General features: G+C 54.9%; 1 pseudogene. It reads right to left on the reverse strand.

Annotated features, from left to right (window positions below):
- Positions 1 to 146: 146 nt before the first annotated feature.
- Positions 147 to 386: pseudogene (locus ACUHMQ_RS21160) on the reverse strand (hypothetical protein); the annotation flags it as partial.

The following is a 386-nucleotide window of genomic DNA, read 5'->3' on the forward strand; positions in this document are numbered from 1 at the left end:
CAGGGACAGAGGCGAAGGCTTCACCAAAAGTCCGGATGTATGGCTGCAATCCCAACCTTGTTCTTGGTGCAACAGAAAAGATCGCTTGGCAAACGGGGGCGTCCATGTATGACAGTCGCCCGTTTTGGCGGTGCCCGATTGTCAGATCAGTTCAAGTCTTCTACTTTCTCCTTCCATTGGGATTTGCCATCCATCAACGTCTGTAGCGGCGTTCGCCCACAGCACATCTTCCCTTGGTGCGTGCGCTTCTCATTGTAGTGTGCCCGATGTACCGATAGAATGGCTTGCTGCTCAACGGTCTTGATCGGCACGAAACGCATAGCCGGCCGGGTCACGGCTTCGCAAATCGCCGCAGCATCAGCGGCATCGTGCTTGTTGGTCTTGAC

This window comes from Chitinimonas violaceus (assembly GCF_052601015.1).